This window comes from Salinibacterium sp. G-O1 (genome assembly GCF_030063305.1).
Taxonomy (GTDB): Bacteria; Actinomycetota; Actinomycetes; order Actinomycetales; family Microbacteriaceae; genus Rhodoglobus.
On sequence record NZ_JASISV010000004.1, the window covers coordinates 81,133 to 104,175 of the forward strand.

The following is a 23,043-nucleotide window of genomic DNA, read 5'->3' on the forward strand; positions in this document are numbered from 1 at the left end:
GGTGAAGTCTAGGTCAGAGTGAACGGCCCGAGATCACGCGGGTGTAAGCGATTGCGCTGTCTTTCGGCGTGCGCTCCTGCGTCTCATAGTCGACCCGAACGATGCCAAACCGCTTGTCGTAACCCCACGCCCACTCGAAGTTGTCCATCAGCGACCAATAGAAGTATCCGGTCACGGGCACGCCGTCGTCGATCGCGTCCAGAATGGCCCGCAGGTGAGCTTCCAGGAAGCTGACCCGCTCGGTGTCGTGCACCGCGCCGTCGACCAGCTCGTCGTCGTAGGCCGCTCCGTTTTCGGTGACGGCGAGGGCGATGCCTGCCGGTCCTGTGTACTCGTCGTGCACCCGCTTCAGCAGTCGGGTGAGCCCCTCGGGCTGCACCTCCCAGCCCATGCCGGTCGTCGGGAGGTCACGCAGGTGCCAGTACACGTCGTCGGCGGCCGGGAACGGCGAGCGCTTCGGCCGCACGGAGGGCGCTGCCGTCGTCATCGCGGCGTCGGTGGGCCGCGAGCTGACGGCGTCGCCGTGGTAGTAGTTCACTCCGAGCGAGTGGATGGGTGAGCTGATGATCTCGAGATCGCCGGGCTGCACGTGCTGCTCGAAACCGAGGTGTGCGACATCCTGCATCACGTCGGCCGGGTACGACCCGCGGAAGATCGGATCGAGGAAGAACCTGTTGAACTGGCCGTCGATGCGGCGTGCGGCATCGAGATCGCCAGCGTCGGTGGGGTCGACGGCGTCCGCCACCGTGAGGTTCAGCGTGATGCCGAGCTGCAGGCTGTCGTCACGCGCGGCGAGGTCTTTCACCGTCAGCCCGTGCGCGAGCAGCAGGTGGTGGCCCGCAGCGAGTCCGGTCGCCGGATCCTGGATGCCGGGCGCGTGCTCCCCGCCGATGTAGCTCAGGAATGACGCGCACCACGGTTCGTTGAGGGTGGTCCACGAGGTGACCCGGTCGCCGAGGGCGTCGTGCACCCCCAGCGCGTAGTCCCGGAATCGGAACGCCGTATCGCGGTTCGCCCAGCCTCCGAGCTCCTGAAGGGCCTGCGGAAGATCCCAGTGATACAGCGTCAGCCACGGGGCGATCCCTTTATCGAGGAGCTCGTCGACGAGTCGCGAGTAGAAATCGAGACCCTTCGGGTTGAACGCACCGCCGTCTGGCTGCACCCGCGACCACGACGTCGAGAACCTGTACGCCTCGAGCCCGAGGTCTTTCATCATCGAGACATCGTCGCGATAGCGATGGTAGTGGTCGCACGCAACGTCACCGTTGTCGGCATTCACGACCGCGCCGGGCACCCGACAAAAGGCGTCCCAGATGGAATCGGTGCGCCCATCCTCGTGTGCGGCGCCCTCGATCTGGAACGCGGCCGTGGCCGCACCGAAGAAAAAGGTGGGCGGGAACGATCGGGGGGAGGTGGCGTCGGGCATAAAACTCATTCTTTCATCAGCCCTTTACGGCGCCTTGCATAATGCCGGAGACGAGCTGCCGGCCGGCCACAATAAACAGGATCAGCAGCGGGATCGTCGACAGGATCACGCCGGCGAGCACCACCGAGTAGTCCACGAAGTAGTTGCTCTGGAGCAGCGCGAGGGCCACCGGCAGGGTGGGGTTCTGCCGGTCGAGCACGATGAACGGCCAGAAGAAGTTCGTCCACGTCGAGATGAAGATGAACAACCCGAGCATCGCAGCCGCGGGCCTCGCCGCCGGCAGGGCGATGTGCCAGAAGGTGCGGATCATGGATGCCCCATCCACCCGTGCCGCCTCGATCAGTTCGTACGGCAGCGCCTGGCTGAAGTATTGCGTCATCCAGAACACACCGAAGGCCGACACGATGGCGGGCAGGATGACCGCCGACAGCGTGCCAGCGAGCTGCAACTGCGACATCACGATGAACAGCGGGACGATGCCCAGCTGGGTCGGCACGGCCATGGTCGCGATGACGAACACCAGCATGCCGGTCTTGCCGCGGAAGCGCAGTTTCGCGAACGCGTAGCCAGACAGGGTCGAGAAGAACACGACGCTGGCCGCAACCACCGTCGACACGATGATGCTGTTGCCGATGGCGCGCCAGAAGTTGACGCTCTGGTTCTCGAGCACCGAGGCCGCGTTGACGAGGAAGTTGCCGCCCGGCCACCACACAATGTCCTGCTTAGTGATGGTGGAGGCGTCGCCGCTCCCGATCAGGAACGACCAGTACAGCGGGAACACGGATCCGAGGATGACGGCCGCGAGAAACCCGTAGGTCAGGAAGCCGGGGCGCTGGCGGTTGGCGAGCCGGTTCGGGCGGCGACGAATCGCGCGGTCGCGTTCGAACGGAGCGGATCCAACGTGGTTCTCCACGCGGTCGGGAGTGAGCTGGGCGGTCATACCGTTACCTTCTGCCTGCGAGGTTGTGCCGGCTTCGTCGTCCGCGCCGCGGCGGTGATGTCGCTGGAGGCCGCGATCCTCCTGGTGATGGCAAGGTTCAGCAGCCCGATGAGCACGATGATCAGGAACAGCAGCCAGGCGACGGCGGAAGCCCGACCGAAGTTCAGCTGGCCCCAGCCGAGGTTGTAGAGATAGATGGTGATGGTCATCCACTGGCTGTTGGCGCCGCCCTGGCCGTACTGGTCGTAGAGGCGAGGCTCGTCGAAGATCTGCAGGCCGCCGATGGTCGAGGTGACGATCACGAAGATGAGGGTCGGGCGAAGCTGCGGGATCGTGATGGAGAAGAACTGGCGGGGCTTTGAGGCTCCATCGATTGATGCCGCTTCGTACAGGTCGCGGGGGATCGCCTGCATCCCCGCGAGCAGGATCAGGGCGGTGTAGCCGGTCCAGCGGAAGTTGACCATGGTGGCGATGGCGAGATGACTCGGCAGCTCCTGCGAGTGCCACTGCACGGGCGGGATGCCCAGCTGGCCGAGCATGTTGTTCACGAGGCCGTACTGGTCGCCAAACATGTTGCTGAAGATGAGGGTGACGGCGACCGGCGCGACGATGTACGGCAGTAGCACGCCCATGCGCCAGAAGGTTTTTGCGCGAAGGTTCTCGTTGAGCACGGCCGCGATGAGGAGGGCGAACGCCACCTGCGGAACCATCGAGAACAGGAAGATGCTGAAGGTGTTGCGCAGCGCTATCCAGAACTGGGGCTGCTGCAGCACGAACGCGAAATTGTCGAGGCCGACGAAGTCGCCCTGGCCGCCGATCAGGTGCCATTCGTGCACTGACACAAACGCCGTGTAAAGCAGCGGGAACAGGCCCGTGATGGCGAAGAGGATGAAGAAGGGCGAGACGTAGAGGTAGGGGGAGATTTTCACGTCCCAGTGCGAGAGCTTCTGGGAGAACGCGATCCGCCTGATGCGGCGCTCATCGTCGAGTGCGGTGGTCATGATGTCGATTCCGTTGCGCTTGGTGGTGCAGATTCAGGATGGGCCGCGCGGCCGTGGTGGAACCGCGCGGCCCTGGTCCTGTGGCTAGCCGAGCGCCTTCACATCGGCGACGAACTGGGCCCACGAGTCGGAGATCGACTGGGACTTGTCTACGTCGACCCTCGTGAGTGACTTCTGCAGCGCGTCGTTGATGGGGAAGTACTTCACGCTCTTGAAGGGCGTGACGGTGATGGCCTCTGAACGGTCGGAGAAGATCTGGCCGACAGGTGCGTTGTTGAAGAACTCGTCGGTGGACTCCAGCAGGGCGGGATCGCTGTAGGTCGCGACCTGGCTCGGGAAGGTTCCCGCGGCCGTGAACGCCTGCAGCTGCTGCTCAGGGGCGGTCAGCCATGCTGCGAACTCCTGAGCTTCCTTGGGGTGCTTGCCCTGCGCCGGAACGGTCAGGTACGAGCCGCCCCAGTTTCCGCCGCCGCCGGGGAAGACGTTGGCGATGTTCCAGTCAGCGATCTCCGGTGCGTTGCCGGAGATGACGCCGAGCATCCAACCTGGGCAGAGCATTGTGGCGAACGAGCCGTTCGCGAGTCCAGCGCTCCAGTCATCGCTCCACTGGCCGAGGTGTGCCGAGAGGGTGCTGCTCGCCTCGAGCACCGACGTGAAGGCTTCCTCCACCTCGGGGTTTTCGGTGGCGATGACGGTTCCGTCATTCTCCTCGTAGGCGTTCTCCACCTGGTTGATGACGCCCTGGTATGTGGCGCCCGCCGAGTCGAACCACGGGTTGCCCGTGGCATCCACGTACTGCTGGCCGACCGAGTAGTAGTTGTCCCAGTCGCCATCGAGAAGGGCGGCAACCTCGGCGGGCTCGCTTGGCAGCCCGGCCGCCTTCAGCAGGTCGGCGCGGTAGCACACGGCCTCGGGGCCGATGTCGGTGCCGTAGCCGACAAGACGACCGTCGGGGTCAGTCGCGGAGGCGGTCTTCCATTCGACCCAGCGCCCGTCGACCTCGGGGCTCGACAGGTCGGTGAGCTTGTCCGAGTACTGCATGATCTCGGCGAGCCAGTCGACCTCGATGGCCTCGACGTCGGCGAGACCCGAACCCGCGCCGAGCTTCGTGAAGAAGTTGTCGCGTGCGTCGTTGGAGGTCGCCGCCTTGTTGTGAACGATCGTGATGTTCGGGTGAGTCTCGGTGTACTGGGCGAGCATCTCGTCCGAATATCCGAAGTCGTTGAAGGTCGCGAGTGTGAGGGTGATCTTCTCGTTGGGATCGGCAGCAGCGCCGTCACCGGATGATGCGCAGCCGGTGGCTACGAGTGTGATGGCTGCTGCGCCGGCGACTACTGCGGCAATTGTGCGTCGTGATGTTCTCACGGTCACTCCTTTGTGCGTGGGTGGGTTCTACGGATGTGCTGGATGGGCCCGGGATGTCCGAGCGCCTCATCGACTGCGATGGGAGCGCTCTCACGGGCTGAAGCTCAGAGTAAACAGGCCGTAAGCCGGGTGTCAAGAACTGTTTGGGAGCGCTCTCACGCGGCGGGCCCTGTCGCAAGCGCTTGCGCCGCCCAGGACGCCCGCCATTGCGCGGGTTCCCTCCGCGACATCCGTCTCGAAAAGATTTCTGCGCAGGATGCCGGCAGCCACCCCCGCGCGCGGTGCATCCGCTCGCTCCCTCCGCCCACCGCGTCCCGTCCGCCCGTCCCCTCCGCCCAAATGAAGGAGAAATGCAGTTTCGCGGGGTGATTACGCGGCAGGATGCCCCTGCCCGCCGAAATCTCCTTCATTTGGGGGGGAAAGGGAGCGCGGCGCTGAGTGCCGGAGCGCGGCCGGCGGGCAACGAAAAACGGATCCGGCCCGCCCGTGGGGCTGAGCCGGATCCGCTTCGGGACTCTCTAGTTGGCGGGCTTGTCCGGTGCGTCGGGAGCATCCACGTCGGCAGCAGCGCCCGGTGTCACCAGCGCGCCGGCCGTGTCCGCGGCGTTCTGGGCGAGCAGGGCTGCCTCGTTGTCCGCGTTCTCCTGCAGGGCCGACTTCGCGCGCAGCGGGGTCGCCTTGAGGAAGAAGCTCAGGATGAACGCCACAACGACCACAATCAACGCAACCCAGTAGATGGTCACTGTCGCATTGCTGAACCCCTCGAGGAACGGGGCCGCGAGCCGCGGGTCCGAGCCGTTGAGGAAGGACGTGTCACCGTCGAGTGCGCTTCCGAGGCCGCTCGGATCCTGGAGCAGCCCGAGGATTTGCGTGTTCGAGCTGTCGCTCAGCACCTCCGGATCGGCCGTCGCTGCGGCGATCCCATCCTGCACCGACTTGCTCGAGAAGGCGGCGGCGATCGTCTCAGGGATGCGTGAGAACAGCACCGAGAACAGCACGGCCACACCCAGCGTTCCACCGATCTGGCGGAAGAAGGTCGACGAGCTTGTCGCCACACCGATATCGCGCGGGCCGACGGCATTCTGTGACGCGATGGTCAGCGTCTGCATGAGCTGGCCGAGGCCGAGACCGATGAAGAACATGCCGATCATGATCCAGATGAGTGGCTTGTCAGCGGTGAGGAAGGTGAGCCAGAAGAACCCGATCACCATGAACGCGGTGCCGGTCTTCGGGAACATTCCGTACTTTCCGGTGCGCGCGATCAGCTGGCCGCTCACGATCGACGAGATCATGAGTCCCAGGATCATCGGCAGCATCAGGAAGCCGCTCTCGGTGGGGGTCGCGCCCTCGACAAGCTGCAGATACAGCGGGATGGTCATCATCGCGCCGAACATACCGAAACCGACCAGCACACCGATGATGGTGGCCATGCGGAAGGTCGCGTTCTTGAACAGTTTGAGCGGGATCAGCGCGTCGTCGCCCATGAGTTTCTCGCTCAGGATGAACGCGGCGATACCGAGTCCACCGATGACATAGCTCAGGATGGCGGGGGTGGAGTCCCAGCCCCACTCGCGGCCCTTCTCGGCGACGAGCAGCAGCGGAACCAGCGCGATGACGACGGTCGCGGCGCCCCACCAGTCGATGCGCACCGCGTGACGGGTGTGCGGGATGTGCAGGAAACGCATGACGATCGCCAGCGCGACGAGCCCGATGGGAAGGTTGATGAGGAACACCCATCGCCATCCCGTGACGAAGAGGATTTCGGGGGTGCCAGCCAGCAGGCCACCGATGAGCGGGCCGATGACACTGGAGATTCCGAAGACGGCGAGGAAGTACCCCTGGTATTTGGCGCGTTCACGCGGAGCGAGGATGTCACCCATGATGGCCAACGGGAGCGCCATGAGTCCACCGGCGCCGAGTCCCTGAAGGGCGCGGAAGATGGCGAGCTGGTACATCGAGTCAGCAAAGCCCGCAGCAACCGAACCGATGAGGAAGATGACGATGGCGATGATGAACAGCGGCCGGCGGCCGAAGATGTCGCTGAGCTTGCCGTAGATCGGCGTGGCGATCGTCGAGGTGATCAGGTACGCGGTGGTGACCCAGGCCTGCAGTGCCAGCCCGTCGAGGTCGTCGGCGATGGTACGCATGGAGGTGCCGACGATTGTCTGGTCGAGCGCAGACAGGAACATCCCCGCCATGAGGCCGAAGATGACGAACAGGATCTGCCGGTGGGTCATCACTCCGCCAGCGTCCGCTATGGCTCGGGCCTGCTGTTTGCCCTTTGATTCGACGCGTGTCATTGATCCTCGTTCAGGTGTAGTCGTGCAGACAGTCAGAAGCTGCGGGGAGAGTAAACGGAGGATCCGCGGCGCACACACGCTCCACGATCTCTCCAGAATAATTGCGCAGACTGCAAAGTTATACCTGATGCATGATTCTCGCAAGTCGGAAATCGAGACCGCGACAACTTATGGATCTGCCATGAGTGGCCCTCGGGAGAGCCGATTTCGGGATGGCCCCCGACGGCACCGTGGCACCATGGCACCATGACTTCCCCATACGCCGCTCGACGTTTGGGCCTCTCTGCCGCCGTGCTCGGCGTCGTGGCCGGCGTGACTGCGCTCGTGGTTATCCTGTCGCCCCTGGCATCATCCCCGTCATCGGACCAGCCGGAAGAGGTCTCCGCAGCAGTCGCCGCGGTGCCTGGAATCAGCTCGGTCAGTGCCTTGGCAGGATCTCTCTCCGGCGGAGAATCGATCGTCATCGCCGGCACTGCGCTGGACGCCGTATCGGATGTAACGTTCGGCGGCGTGCCAGCGGCCGCCGTCACCGTGCTGGACAGTGGAAGCCTTACCGTGACAGTGCCGGCGAGCACCGACTATCAGGCGGCCACCGTTGCCGTCGAAGTCATCGCGGATTCCACGGCGGTACCGTCTGCGACCACCCTCGAGTACACCTACGAAGCCTCCACCGCGGTGGATCGCCAGATGCAGTACCTCATGGCGCACTGGGACGACTACAACGTTGCCGACTTCGGCGATCTGAACTCGGTTGGCGGAGACTGCGCCAATTTCGCGAGCCAATCCCTGCTGGAGCGCGGCTGGACCATGACTGACGACTGGTACAACTACGACGCGGGAGCCGACTGGAGCGGTGCGTGGGGATACGTACCGAGCTTCGAGAACTGGCTCACGGCGAACCCCCAACTCGGTGCCACTGTGTTGACCCTGGACGAGCGGTCGCAGGTGAAGGTCGGCGACCTCGCCGTCTTCGACTGGAATGACAACGACTACCTCGACCACATTCAGGTTGTCTCCTCGGTGACGACAGTGGATGGAGTGATCAAGATCGAGATGGTCGGTCACAACCTCGACACGAACTACCGCGACCTTGACGAGACCATCACGGTTGACCACCCCGGCGCGACCGGACACTTCTGGAGCATTCCTTAGCGAGCTGACCGTGGCCGCCTAGGATCGGTTCGTGACCGAATCCGACAGCCGAAGCTCCTCGAGAGCGATGGATCGCCGGCGCAAAAAAGTCGTCGGCGCGGTGATCGCGGGCGTTGCAGCACTGCTCGCAGTGATCGTTGGCGTGGTCACCTTCGTGGCACTGCAGCCCGCGCCGCCGACCCCGGTGGCGACGGCCAGGCCCACGGCATCCGCCACCCCGACGCCGACGCCGACGCCGACGCCGACTCCGACGCCCACCCCGACTCCGACTCCGACTCCGACGTTCGACTCGACCGCGCAATCCATCGACGACCCGAACAGCTACTGGGTGGTCGCCGACAAGTTGCGTCCGCTCAACCCGGTCGACTGGGAGCCCCCAGACCTCGTCGAGGTGCCCGTCGCCTACGCCAACCAGCCGTTCATGCGCCAGGTTGCATCGGATGCCGTGGTCGCGATGTTTGCGGCCTTCACCGCCGAGAGCGGGGGGCTGCAAATGCAGTCGCAGAGCGCGTATCGCAGCTACTACAGCCAGCAGCGGGTCTATGCGGGATGGGTGTCGAGTCTCGGACAGGCGGGCGCCGACCTGACCAGCGCTCGGCCCGGCCATTCGGAGCACCAGACCGGGCTGTCAATCGACGTCAGCGCCCGGCCCGCCTATTGCACTCTTGAGCAGTGCCTTGGGGACACCCCGCAGGGCCAGTGGCTGGCCTCCGAAGCCTGGCGATTTGGGTTCGTGGTGCGGTACCCGAACACCAAGACCGACGTCACCGGCTACGAATACGAGCCGTGGCACATGCGCTACGTCGGAGTCGAGCTCGCCACCGAACTGCGCAACACCGGTGTGCAGACCCTCGAGGAGTTCTTCGGCCTTCCGCCTGCCCCCGATTACGCCGGCTGAGCGACGGCACTGCTCCGCACCGCTGACCGCGTCACGGCCACGGCCATGAGCGCGAAGCCTGCCGCGAGGAGGACCATCGCCACCGTGCCGAGACCAGGATAGATGTGGCCCTGCTGCACGAGGATCGCCCCAACCGAGGCGAGGATCGCGCCCGGCAGCGCCACGACACCCGCGACGCGGAACGCCGCAGCTCCGGCGACGACGCATCCGGCGACCAGGCTCACCACGCCGATGCTGCCCAGAGCGCGAGCGATCGCGAAAACCGAGCCGGTGACGTCGGAGTGGCCGGCGAGCACCAGCGCACCGCCCGCGACCCCGGCGAGGATGTCGAGGGCCGTGTAGAAGATGGCGAAACCGTAGCCGAACAGCGCCGCAATCCGAGCCCACCACACGCCGGCCTTGCGCGCGATCAGCCAGCGCGCGAGGCCGATCAGCGGAAAGATCGGAATCAGGATGAGGTGCATGTTGCGCCAGTGTTCCGCGCTCGCCGCCGTGAGGTGCCCGGGGTGGGTGAGGCCCACGAAGGCGCACGCCACCGCGGGCAGTGCGACGAGCAGCACCAGGGTGCGGCGACTCATCCCGCGAGTGCTGTATCCACGATCGACTTCGCCTCGGCCTGCACCTGCAGGAGGTGCTCTGGGCCCTTGAACGATTCCGCGTAGATCTTGTACACGTCCTCGGTGCCGCTCGGGCGGGCGGCGAACCAGGCGAACTCGGTCGTCACCTTCACGCCGCCGACCGCTGCGCCGTTGCCCGGTGCTTCCGAAAGTCTGGCCGTGATCGGGTCGCCAGCGAGCTCGGTGGCCGTGATCGCGGCACCACTCAGCTTGCCGAGCCTGGCCTTCTGCTCCTTGGATGCCGCGGCATCCACTCGCTCATAGGCGGGGTCGCCGAACTCTTCGACCAGCTCCGCGTAGAGCTGCGACGGAGTCTTGCCCGTCACCGCGAGGATCTCGCTCGCGAGCAGCGCCAGCAGGATGCCGTCTTTGTCGGTCGTCCAGGCCGTGCCGTCTTTGCGCAGGAAGCTCGCGCCGGCGCTCTCCTCGCCGCCGAACCCCACCGAGCCGTCGATGAGGCCGGTAACGAACCACTTGAAGCCGACCGGGACCTCCCACAGCTCACGGCCGAGCGACGCGGCCACCCTGTCGATCATGGAGCTCGAGACGAGGGTCTTGCCGATCGCGGCATCCTGACGCCAGCCGTCGCGGTGGGTGTACAGGTACCGGATGGCCACGGCCAGGTAGTGGTTGGGATTCATCAGGCCGCCATCGGGGGTGACGATGCCGTGGCGGTCGGCGTCTGCGTCGTTGCCGGTGAGGATGTCGTACTCGTTGCGTCGGGCGACGACGGAGGCCATGGCCGATTTGGACGACGGATCCATGCGGATCTTGCCATCCCAGTCGAGTGTCATGAACGACCAGGCCGGATCGACCAGCGGGTTCACGACCGTCAGGTTCAGGTCGTACTTCTCGGCGATCGCCTTCCAGTAGTTCACGCTGGCGCCACCGAGCGGGTCTGCCCCGATGCGAATGCCAGCCCCACGGATGGCGTCGACGTCGATGATGTTTTCGAGGTCGTCGACGTAGTTGCCGCGGAAGTCGTAGGTCTCCACCGCACTCGGCTCGGCGCGCTTCACATCGTGGCTGCCCTCGGCGATGATCGCGTTCGCGCGATCGGCAATCCAGCCTGTCGCGTCGCTGTCTGCTGGCCCGCCGTGCGGGGGGTTGTACTTGAAGCCGCCATCGCGGGGTGGGTTGTGGCTCGGCGTGATGATGATGCCGTCGGCCAGGTCGCCGTGACCCTCAGCGTTGTACTTGATGATCGCGTGGCTGAGGGCGGGAGTGGGTACGTAGTCGTCGAACTCGTCGACGAGGGCCCGGACACCGTTCGCCTCGAGCACCTCAAGCGCCGTCGTCTCTGCAGGTCGCGAGAGGCCGTGGGTGTCGCGGCCGACAAACAGCGGCCCCGTGGTCCCCTGCGACGCGCGGTACTCGACGATCGCCTGGGTGATGGCGGCGATGTGCACCTCGTTGAACGCGGTGTCGAGCGACGAGCCGCGATGCCCGCTCGTGCCGAACACGACGCGCTGCTCGGGGATCGAGACATCCGGAACAAGTTTGAAATAGGCCTGCACCAGATCGTGCACGTTGATGAGGTCGGATGGCTGGGCGGCGGTGCCTGCGCGATCATTCATGCCCTCAGTCTGGCACTCGCCCCGCCGATACACTCATGTTCATGCCAGATAGTGCCAACCCCATGACTGCCGCCCCGGAGACGTACAGCTACCTGGGCCCGGCAGGCACCTTTACCGAGGCGGCGCTCAAACAGGTGCCCGCCGCCGTCGGTAAGTCGTGGCACTCCGTGAACAACGTGGGCGAGGCGCTGGACGACGTGGTCACCGGGCGTTCCGTGGCCGCCATGATCGCGATGGAGAACTCCATCGAGGGTGGCGTGAGTGCCACGCAGGACGCCCTGGCGAGCATCCCGCACCTGCGGATCATCGGCGAATATCTCGTGCCCGTCAATTTCGTGCTCGTCGCCCGGCCGGGAACGGCGCTCGCCGACGTGAAGGTGGTCAACGCGCATCCTGTCGCCTACGCCCAGACGCACCTCTGGCTCGATGCCAACCTTCCGAGCCACGGGCACATCCCGTCCACCTCGAACGTCGCCGCCGCGGCATCCCTGCTGCAGAATGACCTCGCCGACGCGGCGGTGGCGCCTCCCGGCATCACCGACCATCACGACCTGGTCGTGCTCGCCGAGGGGATCGGCGACAACCCGAACGCGGTCACCCGGTTCGTGCTGGTGTCGCGCATCGCCGAGCTTCCGGAGCCGACCGGCAGCGACAAGACCTCGATCATCGCGGAGCTTCCGGATGACACGGCCGGCCGCCTCCTCGACATGCTCGAGCAGTTCGCCACCCGCGGCGTGAACATGAGCCTGCTGGAGTCGCGCCCCATCGGCGACGCCCTCGGCCGCTACAGGTTCGTCATCGACCTCGACGGTCACATCCTCGATGAGAGGGTCGCGGATGCCCTGCTCGGGCTCAAGCGATTCAGCCCCCGTGTCACGTTCCTCGGCAGCTACCCTCGCGCAGACAAGATGCCGATCCAGGTCAGCCCGCGCTACGACAACGACGCCTTCGTGGACGCCCGGGACTGGCTGCGCGGGCTCATCGCGGGGGAGTAGCCGCGCCGCGCCGCCGCACTCCCGCCGCGCCGCCGCCGCTCCTGCCGCCGCGCCGCGCCGCCGCGCTCCCACCACCTCCGCCGAGACCTCCACTTCTGCTGGGTCCAGCAGCGTGCAGGCAGCAGAAGTGGAGGTCTCGATGCTCACCGCCCCGAGAGCACCCGCTGGATGCGGGCGACCAGCTCGGTCGGGTTCCGGAGGTCGTCCACGTTTATCTCCATCACGTACCAACCGGCGGCTTCGAGCTGCGAGCGTCGGGTCATGTCCTTGCGCCATTGACGCGCCGTCCGGTGGTAGTCGCCCTGGTACTCCAGCACCACCTTTTTTTCGGGGAACGCGAGATCCAGCCGCACATTGCGCCCGGTTTCGGTGGAGACGACGACGTAATTGACCGCGAAATCCCGGATGCCGGCGAGCGTCAGGATGACCCGGAGGTGCGACTCCTGCCGCGACTCGGCGCGAGCGTCCAGCAGGTCGACGGCCTGGGTTGCGGTGCGAAAACCGCGGCAGCCCCGCCGCTGGAGGGTGCGCTCACGCAGATCCTCCAGTGAGCACAGTGGAGTACGCCAATGGATGAAATAGTCGCCGACGGCAACGAGGTCCTCGAGCGCCAGCTGGGTGCTGAGGTCGATCCACGTGCGCGCGGCGGTCGTATGCCTGACCGCTCCCCGCGAGGTGATGTCGGCGGGCGCGATAACGGTCCGATGGCCGAGAATCCCCGCAGCGTGGGGCGCGCGGCTCGGATGTGGTGCCGAGACATCCAGCTCAGGTCGGTGCTCGAGCGCCAGCGGCAACGGGGCGCCGAGGATCAGGGCAGCCGTGGCATGGCTGAAATACAGCTCGGGAGCGAGCCGGACGGCGAACATCGCGCACCGGTCAAGCAGGGTCGAGGGGCCGCCGCGCCGAATACCCCACACCGTGCGGTCGAGATCGCTCGCGCGGAGGCGTGCCGGCGACAGTCCCGATCCGGCGACGGCGAACGGCCGCCCAGCGAGGTGGGGAGGAAGCGGCGCAGGATGCATCGGCCGATGATCCCGCATCGAGCGACACTGTCGGCCGAATCATCCACACCGCAATCGAGACCTCCACTTTTGTGGCCTGGACGCTCGTGGAGACAGCAGAAGTGGAGGTCTCGGCGCTCAGGCCGCGGGCACGCGAACCGTGAGGGCGCGGTGGTCGACCCACGCGTGCACGCTCTTGGCCTCGCCAAACTCGTCGCCGTCGAGCTGGAACTCCTGCGGAGTCTCCACCGTCATCTGCAGGGACTTGCCCGTGACGTAGGTCACATCCCGCACGTCCACCGACAGGTCGATGATTTTTCGGCCGATGGCAGACTTTCGCAGCACGCCGTTTTCCCACGCGATCTTGCGCCAGACCATCGCCCAGCCAAAAGGTCCCCGGGGGCGCAGGGCGGCGACGTCGAGGATGCCGTCGTCGGGTTTCGCCTCCGGCATGAGCAGCAGACCGCCCGGCAGCAGGCCGCAATTGCCGATCATGATCGAGTGCGCCTTGATGGATTTCTCGGGGTCGTCGTCGATCCGATACGTGAGCTTCACCGGCTTCAGTTCGGGCAATGAGCGCGCGATTCCGTCGACGTAGGCCAGCCAGCCAACGGCCTTCTTCAGCGCGGTGCTGGTGTTTTTGATCATCTTCGCGTCGAGGCCGAGCCCCGCCATGACCATAAACGCGTGTTCCTCCGAGTGGCCATCGTCGCGCACAATTCTCGCCATCCCGACGTCGATCACGCGGTCTTCGCCGCCGAAGGCAGTCGCCACACTCGCGCCAAGATCCGACAGGGGCAGCTCGAGGTTTCGCGCCAGCAGGTTGCCGGTTCCGGAGGGAAGCAGCGCGAGAGCGATCCCCGAGCCGCGAAGGCCCTCGGCGACAGCGCGGACAGTACCGTCGCCGCCGGCGGCAAGCACAACGCTCGCGCCCCGCCGGATGGCGCTGGCTGTGGCACCCTGGCCGGCATCCTGAAGCGACGTCTCGAACCACGCTGTCTTCGCCCAGCCGTGAGCCTCTTCGGCCGCGTCGACGGAGGCTCTCAGCTTCCTGATGTCGACCTTGATGGGATTGAAGACCACCGCAGCCCGCTTTTTGCGCTTGCGGAGGGCATTGTTCACTCCTGCAACGCTACGGCACGGGCTGGGTAGGCTATACAGGTGATTGACCCCCAGCTTCTTCGCGAAAATCCGGACTCCATTCGACACTCGCAACAGTTGCGAGGCTCATCTGTGACCCTCGTCGATGATGCGATTGCGGCCGACGCGAATCGCAGAACCACCATTCAGCAGTTCGAGAAGCTCCGCGCGGAACAGAACGCGTTCGGGCGCACCGTGGCGACTGCGCCGAAGGATGCCAAGAGAGCCCTTGTGCTGCAGGCTCAGGCGCTCGCCGCCCAGGTGAAAGACGCGCAGCAGAAGTCGGTCGAGGCCGAAGCCGAGTTCGTCAAATTCGTCGGAGCCATCGGCAACGTCACGATCGACGGTGTTCCCGGCGGCGGCGAGGAGGATTGGAACCTCGTTCGCGAGGTGGGCACGCCCGCGACCTTCGACTTCGAGCCTCGTGACCATGCCGACCTCGGCGAACTGCTCGGAGCGATCGACATCGCCCGCGGAGTGAAGGTGTCTGGCAGCCGGTTCTACTTCCTCAAGGGCGTCGGTGCGCGACTCGAGCTTGCGCTCATGAACATGGCGCTCGACAAGGCGATCACCGAGGGCTTCGTGCCTCTCATCACGCCAACGCTGGTTCGACCCGAGATCATGGCGGGCACCGGATTCCTCGGCGAGCACGCCGACGAGATCTACTACCTGCCCGCCGACGACCTCTACCTGACGGGAACGAGTGAGGTGGCGCTCGCCGGCTACCACTCGGACGAGATCCTCGACCTCTCGGGCGGGCCCCTCCGCTATGCGGGCTGGTCGACCTGTTATCGCCGCGAGGCCGGCTCCGCTGGCCGCGACAACCGTGGCATCCTGCGCGTGCACCAGTTCAACAAGCTGGAGATGTTCAGCTACGTGCTTCCGGATGAGGCCGAGGCCGAGCACGAGCGGCTTCTCGCCTATCAGGAGTCGATGCTGCAGGCATGCGGCCTCAGCTATCGGGTCATCGACGTAGCGGCTGGCGATCTCGGTTCCAGCGCAGCGCGCAAGTTCGATGTCGAGGCCTGGGTGCCGACCCAGGGCGCGTACCGTGAGCTCACCAGCACGAGTAACTGCACGACATATCAGGCGAGGCGCCTCGACATTCGTCACCGCACAGAATCGGGCAAGACCGCTCCGGTCGCGACTCTCAACGGCACTCTTGCGACCACCCGCTGGCTCGTCGCCATCCTCGAGACCCACCAGCAGGCCGACGGTTCGGTGGTGGTTCCGGATGCCCTGCGCGGGTACCTCGGCGGCCTCGAGATCTTCGAGCCGATCGCATGAGCTCCACCAACGAACGCTGGCTCATCGCCCTCGACATCGACGGCACTGTGTTGCTCGAAGATGGCATCATCAACGAGCCCGTGACCGATGCTGTGGCAAAGGTTCGGGATGCGGGCCACGAGGTCATGCTCGCGACGGGTCGCTCCGTGGCCATGACGCTGCCCATCCTGGGCAGGTTGTCAATTGCACCCGAGTACGTGGTGTGCTCCAACGGGGCGATCACCCTGCGCCGCGACGCTGACGCACCCTCGGGATACACGCAGTGCCACGTCGAAACTTTCGATCCGAGCGACGTTCTGACGACCGTCCGCTCCAACCTCGAGGCTGCGAATTACGCGGTCGAGGACGAGGACGGGTTCTACAAGTTCACGGGACATTTTCCTGACGGGGCCCTCGGCGCCGCCAGCGAGAAGGTGCCGTTCGACGAGCTGCTGACCGTGCGCGCCACCCGGGTTGTCGTCATCTCTCCGGGTCACAAGGTCGAAGACTTTCTCACCGTGGTGGAGAAGATGGGGCTCCACAAGGTCAGCTACAACGTCGGCTGGACCGCTTGGCTCGACATCGCCCCCGATGGGGTCAACAAGGCAACGGCCTTGGAGCGCGTGCGCCGCTTGCTCGATATTCCGCGCTCCCGCGTGATGGCGGTCGGTGACGGTCGTAATGACATCGACATGCTCGAGTGGGCGTCGGTTGAGGGCCGTGGAGTCACCATGGGCCAGGCCCCGGACGACGTGATCATCGCCGGTAACGAACGCACGGCCAGCGACATCGACAACGGTGTGGCGGCGCTCCTCGACGCGTTCTAGACCGGCCGAATGGTGGTGGTTGGCGAGGGCGGGCCATCTGTCGGCTAAACTCTGAAGTTGTACCAGGAGGGCTGTCCGAGCGGCCGATGGAGCCAGTCTTGAAAACTGGTGGGCAGAAATGTCTCGCGAGTTCGAATCTCGCGCCCTCCGCAAGATTTACCCTATTCACAGGTTACTTTTGATATCGTGGTGCCCGTCACGCGGCTTTGATCGCGCCGCGAAGCTGGGGGGCATCGATTCGACTGTCCCTTCGGAATCGTTCGCACATGGTTCCCATCTACGTTCCATGCCGCGTGATCGTGCCCGTCCATGGGCTGACGAAAGGGTTTGGTCATGAGTGAATTGACTCCGAGGTCGGATGTGCGCTCGCGCTCGCGCTCTGAGCTGCGCACGCGCAGCGCCGCAGCCACCCTCCCGGGCATCGCTCGCCACGGGCGCCTCCCCAAGTCCAGCCCGGTTTCGACGGTTTTTAAGCTCCTCGCCGCCGTGCTCGCGGTCGTTCTCGTCAGTGGCGTCTCCATCGGAGCGCTCGCCGTTACGAGCCTCACGTCCAAGGCAACCGTGGTGGATATCCCGAGCACACAGGGCGACGGCGCTGCCCTTCCTGAAGTGGGCGCCATCGAGGGCGGCTTCAACGTACTGATCGCCGGAAGCGACACCCGTGCAGGTCAGGGCGGAATCGGCGGCACAGTCGAAGACGACAGCGGTGAACTGAACGACGTCACGATGTTGCTTCACGTGTCGCAAGACCAGACGAACGCGGTGGCCATCAGCTTCCCGCGTGACATGGTTGTGCGCATCCCCGACTGCACCGACAGCGACGGCTACACCAAGCCATATTCGAGCGAACCGATCAACGTCGCACTGTCCTATGGCGGCCTTGGCTGCGTGGCGCAGACAGTGACCGAGCTGACCGGGCTGCCCGTTCAGTACGCAGGCCTTATTACCTTCACTGGCGTCATCAATATGGCGGATGCTATCGGCGGGGTGGATATCTGCGTCGACGGTCCCATGATCGACTCTGAGACCGGCATGAACCTCCCCGAGGCGGGAACCTACAACCTCGGCGGTGTCGATGCCTTGGCCTTCCTGCGCTCCCGCGCGTCAGTGGGTGACGGCAGCGACCTGACACGCATCAGCTCGCAGCAGGTGTACCTCTCGTCTCTCGTGAGGAAGTTGAAGAGCCAGGAGACGCTCAGCGACTTCTCTAAGGTCTACGCTCTCGCCAACGCCGCGCTCAGCAACCTGACGGTCTCGTCGAGCCTCAACAGTGCCAACACCATGGTTTCGATTGCTCTCGCCCTGAAGAATGTGCCGCTGGAAAAGGTCACCTTCGTGCAGTATCCCGGAACCACCGGCGCCACGGAGGGCATCTACGCGGGCAAGGTCAAGCCCAACGACTACCTGGCCGATCCGATGATGGAGTACATCCGCAACGACCAGCCGTTCAACCTCGCCTCCGTCGGTGACGATCGCGGTTCGACGGTAGACCCCAATGCGCCAGTGTCGACCGAGGCGCCGGTCGATCCAGGCACGGCCACTGAGGAAGCCCCCGTGGTGGATGTGCCGGGGCAGCGGGCCGACCAATACACCTGCACCGTCACGAACACGTATTGAGCCGATTCGGGCATGCGCCCGGTATTGGCTATGATTGCTGACGAACACTGGAGACGTCGCATAGTTCGGCCTAGTGCACCACCCTGCTAAGGTGGAGTACCCTAACGGGTACCGAGGGTTCAAATCCCTCCGTCTCCGCTCTGTGACACACGCGAAAGGTCCTGAATTTCAGGGCCTTTTTGCTTTTCCGGGTTTGAGCGTGCCCGTCGCGTCAGGGGATTCCCTAGCCACCCCGCACGACGGCGTATTGACGGCCTGGCAGCGCGAACCATCGGCCATCGTGCTGTCCGACGCGGATGGGGTACTTGAACGCTGCGGAAACGTTCTCGGTGGTCAAGACCTGTTCCGCCAGACCTGTCTCGACGATCCGGCCTTCCGCGATCAGCGCGGCATGAGACGTGGTGGACGGAAGCTCCTCGAGGTGATGGGTAACGATGATCGAGGCAAGTCGCGGGAAGTCGTGATCCAGCGCATCGATTGTTTCCAGGAGTTGTTCGCGTGCAGCGACGTCGAGTCCGGTGGTGGGTTCGTCGAGGAGGAGAAGGTCTGGTTCTGCGATCAGCGCGCGCGCGATCAGGGCCCTGCCGCGCTCTCCTTGAGAAAGCGTCGGCCACCGGTCCTCGTCTTTGCCTGTCAGCCCGATCTGGTCGATGAGCTCTCGCGCGAGTCGCACTTGCTTGGAGGAGGGTTCCCAGCGTGGTTGGAGTTCGATGGAGCCAGTCAAGCCGGTGAGGACCACCTCCCGGATGGTGAGAGGCGACCCCAGCGGGTGACGGGGGTTGACGTGTCCGATGGAACGGCGGAGCGCCTGTAACTCGACCCGGCCGAGGCGTTGGCCCAGGACATGAACGGAACCGGAGGACGGGTGAGTCAGGGCGCCGGCGAAGCCGAGAACGGTGCTCTTCCCAGCGCCGTTGGGCCCGATAAGCGCCCAGTGCTCGCCAGCACGCACAGAGAGGTCGACTGCGTCGAGAATTGTGCGGTCGCCGCGTCGGAACGACACGCTGCGCAGCTCTACGACCGCGGAGTCTGGAGGGCTATTACTCACGCAAGCGACACTCCATTTACGGCAACGGGCGAGATGATCATTCGATTATGTCCGGAAGGCCGCGACTCACCGGTGACCGTTAGCGGTAACGCACAGATTAGGTTGCGGCTCGAGGTGCCGACGCTAAGAACGAGCTCGCCGGGATCGACGATACGCCGCAAGTCGATGCCCGTGTACGCGCTGAGATCGGGGCTGATCGTGAACGATACCTGCGCCGATTCGCCTGGCTCGAGAGTGACGCGTGCGAAACCCACGAGCTTTTGCACGGGACGAGCCACGCTGGCCACCGGATCGGAGAGATAGACCTGCACTGTTTCAGATCCGCCGACGGCACCAGTATTTATCACGTCGACCGAAAGCGTGGTCGTCCCGTCGACATCGATCGAGTCGTCAGCAAGGGCGGCCGGCGAAAGCGTGAACGTCGTGTAACTGAGTCCGTGGCCGAACGCGAACACCGGTGACGTGGACTGGTTTGAGATCTTGTCGATCGTGCGGGTGAGAGGTGCCCCGAGATAAAGATGCTGTCCACCACCCGAGGTGTGTGGGATCTGTACGGGAAGTTTCCCGCCGGGATTGACTCGTCCACTGAGGACCCCGGCGAGGGCGCCCGCGCCCTCTTCGCCTGGGATGAATGTCTGCACTGCAGTGAGTATCCGGTCGCCGTACGTGAATGCGTATGGTCGCCCGCTGTTGGTCACCAGGATGACGGAAGTTCCGGTGTCGAGCACGGCATTGACGAGTTCAGACTGGGAGCCCGGCAGTGTGAGGTCGGCTGCGTCGCACCCCTCGCCAGAGGTGCCGCGGCCGAACATCCCGGGCAGATCGCCCACGGTCAGAACGACCAGATCGGCGTCTCTGGCTAGTTCGACCGCTCGTTCGAGGTTGCCCGTCTCTGCCCCCAGAAAGCTTGCCCCCGTCTCGTGAGTCACGATCGCGTGGGGGAACTCCGAGCGGAACGCCTCGAGAAACGAGGGCACAGCAATGCCGAGTCCAAATTCCGGGTATCGCGGTAGCACGTGTACGGGATAGGAATAGCAACCAAGAAGCGAGCGCGGTTCGGAGGCCATGGGGCCGAGCACTGCAACGCGTCCAGAGAAGTTAGGAGAGAGTGGCAATAGTTCTTCATCGTTGCGTAGCAACACGATGGATGCTTCGGCCACGGCGCGAGCGAGGGAACGGTTTTCTGACGAGTCGAGGTCTACTACGCGACCGCCTGTTCCGGGATTCTCGTCCAGCAGCCCGAGCTGAGACTTTTGCACAAGCACGCGATGAACCGCGCGATCGATCAGCGCTTCATCGATCTGGCCAGCGCGCACCGCGTCGACGAGTGGTGGGAAACACATACCGTTGGGCAGCTCAACATCCATGCCGGCGGCGAGTGACAGTGCGCCCGCCGCCGCTGCGTCCGGGGCAACACCATGAGCTGTGGCCAGGAAGGCGATAGCCCAGTAGTCGGAGACGACCGTTCCGGTGAAACCCCATTCGTCGCGAAGAAGTTCGGTGAGCAACGCTCGGTCGGCGGCAACCGGTACGCCATCGATATCGCTGTACGAGTTCATCACCGAGCGCACGCCGCTTTCGCGCACAGCCAACTCAAACGGAACCAACATCACATCCGCCATGTCACGCGGACCCGCCGCGACCGGTGCGTGGTTGCGCCCAGACACGGATGCGGAGTACCCCACGAAGTGTTTCAACGTTGCGATCAGGCCACTGGCCTCGAGACCGCTCGTGTATGCGCAACCGACAGCAGCGACGAGTACAGGGTCTTCGCCGATCGTCTCCTCGACGCGGCCCCAACGGTAGTCCCGAACGACATCCAAAACCGGTGAAAGCCCTTGATGCACACCGAGGGCCCGAAGGTCCGCCCCGATTGCCTCGCCGACCCTCCTGGCGAGGGTGGGGTCAAACGTCGCGCCCCATGCGAGCGGCGCGGGATAAACGGTTGCGCCCAACGAATTGACGCCGGTTAGACACTCCTCATGTGCAATGGCGGGGATGCCGAGTCGTGAGGCATCGACGACCATCTGCTGTTTCTCGCTCAGCCGTTCCGTGACCTCGGACACCGTCCCAGGCTCCGTGCCGATTACCCGTGTGAAATGGCCGAGGCCGAAGGGGGCGACTTCATCGAACGGCGGTCGAGCGGCGCCGAGTGTGTCCTGCATCGGCGCGACGACTTCGCCCGCGCCGCGCTTATCGAACCAATAGCCGACGAGCTGAGCGACTTTCTCTTGCAGCGTCATCTCCGAGAGCGCGGCGGTTGCGCGCTGCTCGTCGGATAGCGACACATCATGCCATGCTGCAGCGCGGATGGAGGTGAGGGGAAGTGTGGTCACGGTCGGTTCCTGTCTGAAGGCGGCGCCGTCGATTCGCGGACGATGAGCCGGGTGGCGAGTTCAATGTGGTGGGAGTCGAGCTGATCGCCGGCATGCAGCTGCTGGATCGTGCGGAGGGCGACCCTGCCGATGTCCTGCAAGGGCTGATACACACTCGTGAGTGGGGGGTTTGCCCAGGACGCGACGTATGTGTCGTCATATCCGACAAGGCTCAGGTGCTCAGGCACGCGAATGCCTAGTTGGCGGGCGGCTTCCAGCACACCCATTGCCTGCGCATCGCTCGATGCGACGATGGCGGTGGGGCGGTCCTCGCGATTCAGCAGCACACTGGCAGCGCGTTCGGCCGCGTCGTGATCGAAGCTTGTGTGCATGATAAATGCTGGTGGTACGGATATGCCAGCCGCTTCGGCAGTTTGGTGCCTCGAGCAGGGTGTGATCTGTCGCGTAAACGAGACGAGATTCTCTCGTGGAACGCGAATAGACATAGACCTCAGAGCGTTGTCCCGGCTCGAGCTGACGCCCCGATGCCGCGGCCGTCATCGCACGCCCGCTGCTGTGTAGATGCCGTCGATGACCTTCATATTGTTCACGTAGTCGCCTCCTTCTGTCGGCAGTGTTGTGCCTGCGCGCAGTGAGTCGATAACTGCCGAAAGCTGGTGGTCGTACGTTGTATCTCCGGCAACCGTCGACACGAATGAAAGTCCCTGCCGATCGATCTCGATCGAATGGCCCGCTGAGGGAAACACCATATTCTCGACGTGCACGGTCCCTGCGCTGCCGGTGATGTGAATAAACGATTGAAATGTTGCATCCTCACCGGCGTTCGTTCGCAGGTGACACGTGATGCCGCCGGCGAAGGTCAGCGTTGCCTCAGTGGACCGGTCGGCGCCGAGCGGGTTCAATTCTGCGGTCGCGACGGTGCTCGTCGGCTCACCGAAGAGGCTTCTTACCCAGTGCACGGGATAGCAGCCCAAGTCCATGAGTGCACCGCCACCGAGCGCGGGGTCGTGACGCAGCGAGGCGGGATCGAACGTGTTGGTTGCATTGAATTCGGCAGTGACCTCGGTGATCGTGCCGAGCTGCCCTGATTCAACGAACTCCCTGAGCCATCCCTGCAGAGGGTGGTAGTAATCGTGGAAGGCCTCGATGACGCGGTGCCCGGTACGTTCGGCGGCATCGCGCACCGCGATAGCCTCGGCGGCGTTCATCGTGATGGGCTTCTCGCACAGCACATCTTTACCGGCCTCGAGCGCGGCGATGGTCCAGCGCGCATGCTCCGACGGTGGCAAAGCCACATAAACGAGATCGATTGAGTCGTCGCTCAAGAGGGCGTCATAGCCCGTATACGCGGTCGGGATTTTGTGCTCAGCGGCGTAGGCGGACGGGTCTTTTCGCCCGGCGACGGCAGTGACCCTGACATCGTCGCGACGGTGGGCCGGATCGATGACGGAACGTTGGGCGATGCCGGATGCGCCGAGCAGGCCGATAGTGAGAGGTTTCATGAAACAGATCCTTCGAGTTGTGTCGAGTTTGAGGT

Annotated in this window: 19 protein-coding genes and 2 tRNA genes; 8 read left to right on the forward strand and 13 right to left on the reverse strand. The window is 64.6% G+C overall.

Annotated elements, in window-relative coordinates; genetic code table 11:
- Positions 1-13 precede the first annotated feature (13 nt).
- The 5 genes from QMG83_RS13770 to QMG83_RS13790 all read right to left on the reverse strand — a co-directional run bounded on the left by QMG83_RS13770 (position 14) and on the right by QMG83_RS13790 (position 6,969).
- Positions 14-1,426: a GH1 family beta-glucosidase gene (locus QMG83_RS13770; protein ID WP_283505988.1), complete on the reverse strand. Its 1,413-nt coding sequence runs from the start codon at positions 1,424-1,426 to the stop codon at positions 14-16.
- 16 nt (positions 1,427-1,442) lie between these two features.
- A complete protein-coding gene (locus tag QMG83_RS13775) occupies positions 1,443-2,366 on the reverse strand; it encodes a carbohydrate ABC transporter permease (protein WP_283505989.1) in 924 nt (307 codons plus the stop codon).
- Positions 2,363-3,367 carry a carbohydrate ABC transporter permease gene (locus QMG83_RS13780; protein ID WP_283505990.1) on the reverse strand — a complete coding sequence of 335 codons (1,005 nt, stop codon included), beginning with the start codon at positions 3,365-3,367 and terminating at the stop codon, positions 2,363-2,365. Before QMG83_RS13780 ends, QMG83_RS13775 begins: the two co-directional genes overlap by 4 nt.
- 84 nt (positions 3,368-3,451) lie before the next feature.
- Positions 3,452-4,738 (reverse strand): ABC transporter substrate-binding protein, encoded by a 1,287-nt coding sequence (locus QMG83_RS13785; protein ID WP_502949039.1) that lies wholly within the window; start codon positions 4,736-4,738, stop codon positions 3,452-3,454.
- Positions 4,739-5,250: 512 nt separating this feature from the next.
- Positions 5,251-6,969: an MDR family MFS transporter gene (locus QMG83_RS13790; protein ID WP_283506229.1), complete on the reverse strand. Its 1,719-nt coding sequence runs from the start codon at positions 6,967-6,969 to the stop codon at positions 5,251-5,253.
- Positions 6,970-7,278: 309 nt separating this feature from the next.
- Between QMG83_RS13790 and QMG83_RS13795 the strand changes: the two genes are divergently transcribed.
- On the forward strand, positions 7,279-8,184 hold the full coding sequence (locus tag QMG83_RS13795) for an amidase domain-containing protein (protein WP_283505992.1): 906 nt from the start codon (positions 7,279-7,281) through the stop codon (positions 8,182-8,184).
- Positions 8,185-8,215: 31 nt separating this feature from the next.
- Positions 8,216-9,082 carry a M15 family metallopeptidase gene (locus QMG83_RS13800; protein ID WP_283505993.1) on the forward strand — a complete coding sequence of 289 codons (867 nt, stop codon included), beginning with the start codon at positions 8,216-8,218 and terminating at the stop codon, positions 9,080-9,082.
- Here QMG83_RS13800 and QMG83_RS13805 read toward each other — a convergent pair.
- Both QMG83_RS13805 and pgm read right to left on the reverse strand, forming a co-directional pair.
- On the reverse strand, positions 9,070-9,660 hold the full coding sequence (locus QMG83_RS13805; RefSeq protein ID WP_283505994.1) for a hypothetical protein: 591 nt from the start codon (positions 9,658-9,660) through the stop codon (positions 9,070-9,072). The genes QMG83_RS13800 and QMG83_RS13805 overlap by 13 nt on opposite strands.
- Entirely contained in the window at positions 9,657-11,276 is a 1,620-nt protein-coding gene (gene pgm / locus QMG83_RS13810) for a phosphoglucomutase (alpha-D-glucose-1,6-bisphosphate-dependent) (protein ID WP_283505995.1), read from the reverse strand. The genes QMG83_RS13805 and pgm overlap by 4 nt, the downstream gene beginning before the upstream one ends.
- A gap of 41 nt (positions 11,277-11,317) precedes the next feature.
- Between pgm and pheA the strand changes: the two genes are divergently transcribed.
- The gene (gene pheA / locus QMG83_RS13815) at positions 11,318-12,271 is read left to right on the forward strand and encodes a prephenate dehydratase (RefSeq protein WP_283505996.1); all 954 of its coding nucleotides are present in this window, start codon (positions 11,318-11,320) and stop codon (positions 12,269-12,271) included.
- A 143-nt stretch (positions 12,272-12,414) separates the two neighbouring features.
- Here the strand turns inward: pheA and QMG83_RS13820 are convergent, their stop codons facing one another.
- Complete coding sequence (locus QMG83_RS13820; RefSeq protein WP_283505997.1) at positions 12,415-13,293, reverse strand: DUF559 domain-containing protein; 879 nt, start codon at positions 13,291-13,293, stop codon at positions 12,415-12,417.
- Positions 13,294-13,410: 117 nt separating this feature from the next.
- Positions 13,411-14,394 carry a diacylglycerol/lipid kinase family protein gene (locus tag QMG83_RS13825; RefSeq protein WP_283505998.1) on the reverse strand — a complete coding sequence of 328 codons (984 nt, stop codon included), beginning with the start codon at positions 14,392-14,394 and terminating at the stop codon, positions 13,411-13,413.
- Between the two features lie 39 nt (positions 14,395-14,433).
- On the opposite strand from QMG83_RS13825, the gene serS reads away from it, so the two are divergent.
- The 5 genes from serS to QMG83_RS13850 all read left to right on the forward strand — a co-directional run bounded on the left by serS (position 14,434) and on the right by QMG83_RS13850 (position 18,260).
- Positions 14,434-15,699: a serine--tRNA ligase gene (serS, locus tag QMG83_RS13830; RefSeq protein WP_283505999.1), complete on the forward strand. Its 1,266-nt coding sequence runs from the start codon at positions 14,434-14,436 to the stop codon at positions 15,697-15,699.
- A complete protein-coding gene (locus QMG83_RS13835) occupies positions 15,696-16,505 on the forward strand; it encodes an HAD family hydrolase (RefSeq protein ID WP_283506000.1) in 810 nt (269 codons plus the stop codon). The genes serS and QMG83_RS13835 overlap by 4 nt, the downstream gene beginning before the upstream one ends.
- Positions 16,506-16,570: 65 nt before the next feature.
- Positions 16,571-16,655: transfer RNA gene (locus tag QMG83_RS13840), tRNA-Ser, on the forward strand.
- 183 nt (positions 16,656-16,838) lie between these two features.
- Positions 16,839-18,122 (forward strand): LCP family protein, encoded by a 1,284-nt coding sequence (locus QMG83_RS13845; RefSeq protein WP_283506001.1) that lies wholly within the window; start codon positions 16,839-16,841, stop codon positions 18,120-18,122.
- 49 nt (positions 18,123-18,171) lie between these two features.
- Positions 18,172-18,260 (forward strand) — tRNA-Ser (locus QMG83_RS13850).
- Positions 18,261-18,345: 85 nt separating this feature from the next.
- Here QMG83_RS13850 and QMG83_RS13855 read toward each other — a convergent pair.
- The 4 genes from QMG83_RS13855 to QMG83_RS13870 are packed head-to-tail and all read right to left on the reverse strand — an operon-like array spanning position 18,346 to position 23,008.
- Positions 18,346-19,170: an ABC transporter ATP-binding protein gene (locus tag QMG83_RS13855; protein WP_283506002.1), complete on the reverse strand. Its 825-nt coding sequence runs from the start codon at positions 19,168-19,170 to the stop codon at positions 18,346-18,348.
- On the reverse strand, positions 19,167-21,506 hold the full coding sequence (locus QMG83_RS13860) for a beta-glucosidase (RefSeq protein ID WP_283506003.1): 2,340 nt from the start codon (positions 21,504-21,506) through the stop codon (positions 19,167-19,169). The genes QMG83_RS13855 and QMG83_RS13860 overlap by 4 nt, the downstream gene beginning before the upstream one ends.
- A complete protein-coding gene (locus tag QMG83_RS13865; protein ID WP_283506004.1) occupies positions 21,503-21,991 on the reverse strand; it encodes a substrate-binding domain-containing protein in 489 nt (162 codons plus the stop codon). The genes QMG83_RS13860 and QMG83_RS13865 overlap by 4 nt, the downstream gene beginning before the upstream one ends.
- A 51-nt stretch (positions 21,992-22,042) precedes the next feature.
- Positions 22,043-23,008: a Gfo/Idh/MocA family protein gene (locus QMG83_RS13870; RefSeq protein WP_283506005.1), complete on the reverse strand. Its 966-nt coding sequence runs from the start codon at positions 23,006-23,008 to the stop codon at positions 22,043-22,045.
- Between the last annotated feature and the right edge of the window lie 35 nt (positions 23,009-23,043).